This is a genomic window from Acetobacterium sp. MES1, assembly GCF_002237635.1.
In the GTDB taxonomy this organism is placed as follows: domain Bacteria; phylum Bacillota; class Clostridia; order Eubacteriales; family Eubacteriaceae; genus Acetobacterium; species Acetobacterium wieringae.
Map to the genome: position 1 here is coordinate 1 of NZ_MJUY01000042.1, position 8346 is coordinate 8346.

Below are 8346 nucleotides of genomic sequence, written 5' to 3' on the forward strand. Positions count from 1 at the left end.
TCAAAAGTAGGATCGAGGCCGCAAGTAAAGAACTTGTTCCCGACGAGGAGGCAAAATGGGATAATAATAAAAATCTAAAACACTGGTTAAAAAGCTTTAATCAACAACGGTGATTATGTAAAGAAATATCACCTGCGTTTCCGTTATGCATGGGAATGAATAGCCCTTTCTTTACATAACGGAACGCTTAACATAACCCTTGCTTTTGGGATCATAAGGTTTTGCATTGACCAGGGCAATCCCCAGCGTGGCGCAGGAAGTATTCAGTTGGTGGGAACGGAAAATTTTGCCATTATCCGCATAAAGCATGGTGGGCTTACCACAGGTAAGTAAAGCAGATTTAAGGACATGAAGGAGATCTTCATTCTTTTCAGCCAGCATGAACTGAGCCCCGGTAATCCGCCGGGAAGCGTCATCGATAAAAGCAATCAGATAAGTTTTGCGCTTTTTGCCGTTAAGGGACAGATACGGGCCATGGGAAACATCGGTCTGCCACAGGGTGTTGATGTCAATATGGGCGAAACGGCGGCGGTCCGACGCATCGATCGCCGATGGCTTTAACAGCTGATTTTTTTTCAGCAGCCGATACACCGTCGAATAGGAACAGTCAGAGCTGGTGAAGTGACCTTCATGAATGAGCCATTCCTGGAACAACTTTACGGATAAATGGATGTTCTCATTTCTCAGCTTAAGCAACAGCTTCACTGATTCCGCCGGTAAAGCCCGGGATGACCCTTTGTCTGTCCGAACCTTCGGCTTGAGCGCATCAAAACCATGGCGCCGATATAGCCGGTGCCATTCCAGCAGGGTTTTGCGGTTGTAAGTGCGGACGCCATAATGGGGAACATCATGGGTTTTTGCACTGATCTCATCCAGATAAGCCGTGTGCGATGAGACGGTATCCGTGAGCAACGGCGCAATCAGGCCATAGCGAAATAAAGCAATCAGTTCTTTGTCTTTTTCAGTCATTGTAAAAACCTCCGATTTTAAAAATATGAGGTTTTAAGGATCCATAAAACCAGGTAAGTAGAGAATAACGGATCAATCGATAAAAGGCAAAGCAAACGCTCTGTGGGACAAATAGTTCTTCAAAAAAATGCGGAAGGATGGTACAATTAATGTGCCATAAATCCTTTCTTAAAATGATCGTGATATCTTTTGCCGAAGATGTGGGGCTTCCCCACCGATGAGACCATTTCAAGAATCTTTATGGCTTTTTTATGCCAAAAATCAGGAAAGATGAGTAAAGAATCATGGCAGATGCGAAAATACTCAATCAGCCGATTCATACATAATAGAAAACGCCTGGTGATGAAGTGCCGGTGTTGATGTGCTAAGGAAACGGCTAAAGGAAACCGGTTAAAGAGGATCCAAAGCAGTTCCAGCAGAAATGGAAGTGCCAGCTGAAAGCCGGGATGGCAGAAAGAAGGCAGGACATTCACCGTCTTACCGCAATGAATACAGTAATGGCGTTGTACCGGAATGGAGAAGACATCCTCATACCAGATGACGTGCCGGTGATAGACACCATGAAGATGAAGCCGCTGGCGGGAGTAACAATGAGGGCAGCTGTCAATTCGGATTTTTTCAGATATGTGAAATTCTGTGATGTAATCTAACGGATGGTCAGAAAAGTGTTCCAGATGAACCATGGTTTGTGCTTCCTTATCGTGATTAATATTTAATCATTATACCATAGTTGATAAGACCGATTCATCCGGAATAATTTGACTAAATCAGGACTGTTTTGACACTTATAATTTGGCAATTAACAGGATTCCAAAAACAGTAGAAGTGCAAGATGGTTGCGAAATCGCTGGTGTACAAGACCTTGTCCAAAATGTAATGTGCCGGATTGGAAATTGAGCAAGTATTCAGCAACCATTTTTTTAAGTTGCGGTAAAAAGGGATAGGAAAAAAAGTGGGTATTACTTTGTAAAGGTGAGGTGATTAAATGAAAATAGGGTTTACAGATGCTCAGATAAACAGATTAACGGAATTGGGAACAAAAATATTTGAAGTGGACGCAGTATTTGAATCGGTAAACGTTCGTGATAAAAAATTTAAAACATGGGAAAAAGAACTGGTAAAAATAAACAGAGAAAAGATTCGAGCACTCGTTAAAGAAGACGGACATTCAAAGATACAGATGTTACAAAATAAACTTGGTGATACATTGATTGGTGAAGGATTCCTGCAAGTTGTAACACCAACCATTATTTCACAAAAGGCTTTGGAAAAAATGTCGATTGATCACAGCAATCCTTTATCGGAACAAGTATTTTGGCTGGATAAAAAGCAATGTCTCAGACCAATGCTAGCTCCCAACTTATATGAGATCTCATACAAAATGCTTCAGTATTGCGATATGCCGCTAAGACTTTTTGAAATCGGGTCCTGTTTTAGAAAAGAAAGCGAAGGTAAAAGGCATTTAAAAGAGTTTACCATGCTTAATTTAGTTGAATGGGGAATCGATGAGAATCTCCGTATGAAAAGGCTGAAGGAATTGGCTGCAATTGTTTTAGCTAGTGCTGGAATTGATGACTATACATTTAAAGAAGAAGATTCAACCGTATATGGGATCGGATTGGATATTGTCGGGGCAGATGGGGTCGAACTTGCGTCAACTTCTATGGGACCGCATCCGCTTGATGCAAACTGGAAAATCAATGCTACATGGGTTGGTCTTGGATTCGGTATTGAACGACTTTTAATGAATCGAGAAAAAGAAGAAGGGATACATAGATTCTCGAGAAGCACGACGTTTCTGGGTGGCGCTTTACTGAATATCAAATAAGCCTTCAAAAGATTTAGGTAGATATGTTTTAGCATTAAAATCGAAATTCAATACTCAATTCTCTGCGGTGTAATTTTTGCTAAAGTGAAGCAAAAAACTCAATGGCTTATAGCAGCGTCATGATTATTAGCTAAAATTTCCGAGACGGCAGAACAGAATAATCGTGAATAAAAAAACCGGCAATTCTCTTCATCCGAAGTAGAAATGCCGGTTTTTTGTTTTGGGATTAAAAGGAATGGATATTCTTATTATTAATCCAGGTTTTGGATGGTGCCGTCTGGGAGATATTGCATCAGTTGGACATCGGTTGTATCGGTTCCGGATGAAACAACCACAAAGGTCATATCCGCTCCGAGGAGATTTTTATCAATCCAGGTGCCGGTGTTGGCGTAGATTTTCTCACGGTTGTAGCCTTCGGTATAGGTCTGATAGACAGGTACATGCGTATGGCCGAAAACCACCACATCAACACTAGGATCCACGTTGAAATATTGGGTTACTGCCTGTTCATCGGTATAGGTCGCATCATCAGCGCGAGCGGTGGCAACGTCGTAGGGGAGTTTAACGGCGACGCCATTGAATGCTTGGAGGGCATCCCAGCGTTGCTGAACATTGGCATAAAGAACTGCGCTGATGGTGCCGTCAGGTTGAGTGGTGGGCAGCAGATCGCTTAAGGCATAACTGCTGGTGTAACCATCGGAAGGGCAGCTGAAGACTTTATCAGTAAAACCGGCGCTGATCGGGTAAGTTTGGATTGTTGTGGCCCACATCTGATAATAGGCATAGGCTCCAAGTTGATCGATATTGTCAGCAGCGGGCTGAGCCACCTGGGGTAGGTCTTTTTGAGGTGCCGATTTTCCTTCTACTACAGAAGTGGTGGCAACCCGGGTAAAGAAGTAGCCGGGAGGTAGTATCGATGGGAAGGTGCCAGTAATTTCCTTATTGGATAAAGAATCCGGTGCACAGAAGGTATTATAGCGATGTCCGTGTTCAATGGCTATCTCTGATCGCAGCCCGGTACGGTACGTGCCCAGACCTGCTACATCACGAGCCTGATTGATCCCCGGGATTATTTCGGCCAGTATTTCATCTGTTAGCAAAAGATCGTGGTTTCCTGGTACATAGGTTACTTTGATGCCGGTTTTCATGACATTTTTAATGGCATCAACAACCATCCGATTGTTGTCGGCAACTTTCAGGAAGTATTCCTTTAGATCCGCCGGCTGATCGTAGGAAATGGGAACAAACCACTGATCAAAAAGATCCCCGTCGATAACCAGTTCATCAACATCGCTGGCACTTAACTGATTCAAGAAATTGATCAGGTTCGTTTTATTGGCCACTGTTTCAGAAAAACTGTCATCAATTCCCAAATGAAGGTCACTGATGATGACGATCCGGTTCGAGTCCGAGGATGAATCAGTGGCGCCAAAGTCAAAACCTTTGGCTGTCGTAGTGGGTTTGGAACAAGCCACCAATGACAGCATCAGAATTGGTATGAGTGCCAAGAAGAGATACGTTTTTAAAGTTTTCATTTTAAGCTCCTTTTCTCTCTGTTTGCAGAATTTTCCGTCAAGGGATCATTTAGACGTGGAAAATTGCAATCGTATTCTTTGAATTATAGCAAAGAATTATCTGGATGAAAAGTCGCGATTGGCATGTTTTTTATTTTATCAATAATTATGCATAAAATTACAGTACTTAATGATAAAAGTCGCCGGATATGCATTAGATTAATTCTGAGGATGTTTTTTCAAAATGATCAGGTTTGCCGTTTTTAAGACGATTTTTATTAACGTACATCTGTTGATCCGCTTCACGGATTAAATCCTCAAGGGTTCCAGGGGTAGTTGCATCAAAGATGCTGTAACCAAAACTTGCACTCAACGAATAAGGCTTATTGTTTCTTTTGTTAAAGTCCAAAAATGTTTGTTTAATCCGGGAGATGGTATCTAATATCACAGTTTTACGATTCGATTCCAGCAAAATAATAAATTCATCTCCCCCAAAACGATAGACGTTGTCGTGATTCGATGAGGCATGATGAAGCAGATTAGCTGTTGTGACCAGCGCTTGATCTCCTTCATGATGTCCATACTGATCATTGATTATTTTAAAATCATTTAGATCACACATGATGATCGTAAAACTGTATTTATTTCCCGACAAGTATGAAAATCGTTCTTCCAGTTGTTCACGTGATGGCAAACCGGTCAATGGATCGCGCAGGAAGGTATCGCGTTCTATTTGTATGTAGGCAATTAACGTGGCAAAAATAAAGGATGGCCAGATTATTAAAATGCCGTAGATAAACATCTGCAGGACTCCGGCGATTATTGGTATAAGCATAAAAAGAAAAATCGATTCCATGATTTTTCCATTAATCTGTTGTTTGAAGTTTCGGGTACGAAAATATAGAAAAGTAATCATCCCATATGTCATCAGAACAATGAAATAGAGACCGATTCCTCTCGCGTAAATATTTTCAGAATCAATGGTGAAGACGATTCCGGTAAACCAATTGATAAAAAGGAGAATCAGTGTGATATAAAAAGGGACGAGGTACCATTTCAGATGTTTTTTTAGATGGCTAAGATCATTGAAGATTTTATAATCAGCATAGGCAACCCAAATCACGGCTGACAATGAATTACATGCAATGAGTAAATTATTCGTGAGCAAAAGAAGTGAACGGCCATAAGTGAGCGTTGTACCATTTAAAATCCAGGTAACGCCTTCAAGCAGATTGACTACAGACAGTATCAGTGTAATGATTATAAACAGACGGTGAGAGATATCTGAGCGGAAATCCTGTCGGATGAGACTTATGAATATGTAAACTAAGATAAGCTCAGAATAGATCAACAAATCAACTGAGCAAAATAGACTAATTAAATTCATTAGTTGAGTGCCTCCGAGAATGTATTTTAAATTAATAGAAATTACTAATTTAAACGATAATTTTATTATAGCATATTTTTCAGTGATATTCATTTTTTTAAGACGAGCTGATCGGGTTTGGCAATGTCGGCGGTTTTATTGCCGTAGCGGTTGGCATAGTCAAACAAAGGGAGTTTGATTTGCTAAACGGTGGTTTTGATAAGGTCTAAAAAGGGCTGAACGTTCCAGTTATTCAGCACGGACGTAAATCGATCGTCAGTTAACGTGCTTTTTTCGACATCTTTTAGGCTGGTGGCATTGAGAATTAAAAAAATAATGATCACAGAAGGGGGTTTTAAAGAAGATGCGATGCAGTATCAAGACATATGGCCGTTGCTAGCTTCTGCTTTTACAACGCTGTGTCTGGGAATCTGCGCCTTCGTTAAAAGGCGCAATGCCAAAGGGTCGGTTAGTTTTATTTTAAGCATGGCTGTTGTAACATTATGGTCTTCCGCCAATGCCCTTGAGATGTCGGCGGTTATTCTTCGACGAGGCTACCAGTGCGCTGGATAACATTACGCAGACAAAAATAAAACAAAGCTTAGATCGTTTTTCGGCAACCAGGATAGTGATCGCTCACCGCTTGAGTACCGTAAAAAATTGTGATCGGATTATTGTTTTGGATCACGGTGAAATTAAAGAAGTCGGAAATTATGAGATGCTGATGAAAAAGCGAGGTATCTTTTATGACTTGGCAAAAAGACAATTGGTATAATTTTGAAGATTAATTAGCAATTATTATATCGATTGATGCCTGAATAAAGAAGATAATTAATTGTAAAAATCAATTATCTTAAAGGGGCGGGGATTTTTGGCAGCGCAAAACGAATATCTTGACATGTTTTAACTTAAAATGATATAATAAATAAACAACGAGTCTTGATGATCATGTAAAACCAGTTGATCATCCGGCTCGTTTTTTTGTGGTTAAAAAATTTTTTTAAAGGAGTAAATTATGCCAAAAACAAGATTTCAAGATCTTATTTTCACAGTGATTATGGTTGTGACGATGGTTTATTGCATGACTGTTTACAACCTGGCGTTGGAAGACGGTTTAAGCGATGCAACATTTCTAAAGGCCATATTGTGGATGTGGCCAGAGGTTATTGGGGCATTTATTGCCCAGCGCTATATTGCCGGACCAATTGTAAAAAAAATCGTACTGAGCTGGTTTATTCCCGGAGTTGACCAACCAATTTTGATTACTGTTGCCATGGCAGTTTGTACCGTGTGTTTCATGGCTCCGATGATGACCCTGTATGTATCAATTCTGCATCATGGTCTGGTCAGTGATATTGTTACCCTTTGGTTGCCCAAGCTGGTTATGAACTTTCCTTTTGCCATCTGTATTCAATTATTTTATGTTGGTCCCTTTGTACGGTTTGTTTTTCGAAACCTCTTTAAAAACCAATTGATCACTGCCGCAGTCAATGTACAACAAGAAGCCTGATGTTCTTGCCGACTGCCCAGGATGTTAGCTTTAGTTTGGATTAAAGGCAAAAAAATAGCGATTTGTTTGTGACCCATCCGTGTTATAATCATAAAGAATACTGCAGTTTAACCTTTAATGTAATTAGAGCAGGAGGAAGAAAATGAATAACAAAATGCCGGTGCTCTTTGTCGGTCATGGTTCGCCCATGAATGCAGTTGAGAATAACGCATTTACCCGCGGCTGGCAGGCAATTGCTAAAAAGATTCCCAGACCCAAAGCAATTTTGTCGGTTTCAGCCCACTGGTATACCGAAGGAACGCGACTGAACAATCTGGAAAAGCCGCAAATGATCTATGATATGTACGGGTTTCCGGACGAACTCTATCAGGTTGTTTATCCATCACCGGGCGCCCCGGCGCTAGTGGAGGCGACGCAAAAGCTGATTAGCCGGGAAGTAACAATGGACAACAGCTGGGGAATTGATCACGGTACCTGGTCGGTTCTTCACCGGATCTATCCGTCCGCTGATATCCCTGTTTATCAGCTTAGCATTGATCGACAGGCTTCACCAGAAAGCCATTATCAAATCGGGCAGGAGCTTGTTTCGCTGCGGGAACGGGGCATCCTGATCATGGGTAGCGGCAATATTGTTCATAATCTGGCCCGTCTTGATTGGCAGAATCCCGGCGGTTATCCCTGGGCCGACGCCTTTGATGACTACATCCAGGAGAAACTATTAAGTCGGGACGATCAGGCGATCATCAATTACCATCTGGCCGGTGATTCAGCCAACCTGGCTTTTTTTACCCCGGAACACTATTATCCGCTGTTATATGTGTTAGGGGCTTCAGCCGGGGATCGCAACATCATGCCCTTTAATAAGGCCTCCATTCTGGGAGCGATTTCGATGACAAGCTATCTGATCGACTAAGAAGGCCAGCGCCATCCCCCCCGACAAATAAAAGCCACCTTTTGACAGACAATGTCATTAAGTTAAGAAATCAGAAGAGTTTTATGTTTGCAAAAGCATAAGGCTCTTTTTTCTGTAATAAAACATAAAAAGATTGACAAAGTGGTTAAAAAATGTGGCGAAGCCCTTAAAAAAATTATATTTTTAAGGAGGCTTTCGCCAATGAACATTTATCCCAGGTCAATCAAAAATAAACTTGATCAAACC

At 41.3% G+C, this 8346-nt stretch carries 6 protein-coding genes and 3 pseudogenes; 5 read left to right on the plus strand and 4 right to left on the minus strand.

Annotated elements, in window-relative coordinates; all coding sequences use genetic code 11:
* Positions 1 to 183: 183 nt before the first annotated feature.
* Positions 184 to 969: pseudogene (locus BI182_RS12075) on the minus strand (DDE-type integrase/transposase/recombinase); the annotation flags it as partial.
* A 146-nt stretch (positions 970 to 1115) separates the two neighbouring features.
* Complete coding sequence (locus BI182_RS12080; protein ID WP_286808255.1) at positions 1116 to 1652, minus strand: transposase; 537 nt, start codon at positions 1650 to 1652, stop codon at positions 1116 to 1118.
* A gap of 135 nt (positions 1653 to 1787) precedes the next feature.
* On the opposite strand from BI182_RS12080, the pseudogene BI182_RS12085 reads away from it, so the two are divergent.
* Together BI182_RS12085 and pylSc are read left to right on the plus strand one after the other, a co-directional pair.
* Positions 1788 to 1913 (plus strand): annotated as a pseudogene (locus BI182_RS12085) (hypothetical protein); the annotation flags it as partial.
* A gap of 41 nt (positions 1914 to 1954) precedes the next feature.
* On the plus strand, positions 1955 to 2797 hold the full coding sequence (gene pylSc / locus BI182_RS12090) for a pyrrolysine--tRNA(Pyl) ligase large subunit (RefSeq protein WP_286808257.1): 843 nt from the start codon (positions 1955 to 1957) through the stop codon (positions 2795 to 2797).
* A 251-nt stretch (positions 2798 to 3048) separates the two neighbouring features.
* Here the strand turns inward: pylSc and BI182_RS12095 are convergent, their stop codons facing one another.
* A complete protein-coding gene (locus BI182_RS12095) occupies positions 3049 to 4332 on the minus strand; it encodes a metallophosphoesterase (protein ID WP_286808259.1) in 1284 nt (427 codons plus the stop codon).
* Between the two features lie 193 nt (positions 4333 to 4525).
* The gene (locus BI182_RS12100; protein ID WP_286808261.1) at positions 4526 to 5698 is read right to left on the minus strand and encodes a GGDEF domain-containing protein; all 1173 of its coding nucleotides are present in this window, start codon (positions 5696 to 5698) and stop codon (positions 4526 to 4528) included.
* Positions 5699 to 6215: 517 nt separating this feature from the next.
* On the opposite strand from BI182_RS12100, the pseudogene BI182_RS12105 reads away from it, so the two are divergent.
* The 3 genes and pseudogenes from BI182_RS12105 to ygiD form a co-directional block, all read left to right on the plus strand.
* Positions 6216 to 6452: pseudogene (locus tag BI182_RS12105) on the plus strand (NHLP family bacteriocin export ABC transporter permease/ATPase subunit); the annotation flags it as partial.
* Between the two features lie 240 nt (positions 6453 to 6692).
* Entirely contained in the window at positions 6693 to 7187 is a 495-nt protein-coding gene (locus BI182_RS12110; RefSeq protein ID WP_286808264.1) for a DUF2798 domain-containing protein, read from the plus strand.
* Between the two features lie 142 nt (positions 7188 to 7329).
* The gene (gene ygiD / locus BI182_RS12115) at positions 7330 to 8100 is read left to right on the plus strand and encodes a 4,5-DOPA-extradiol-dioxygenase (RefSeq protein ID WP_286808265.1); all 771 of its coding nucleotides are present in this window, start codon (positions 7330 to 7332) and stop codon (positions 8098 to 8100) included.
* Positions 8101 to 8346 lie beyond the last annotated feature (246 nt).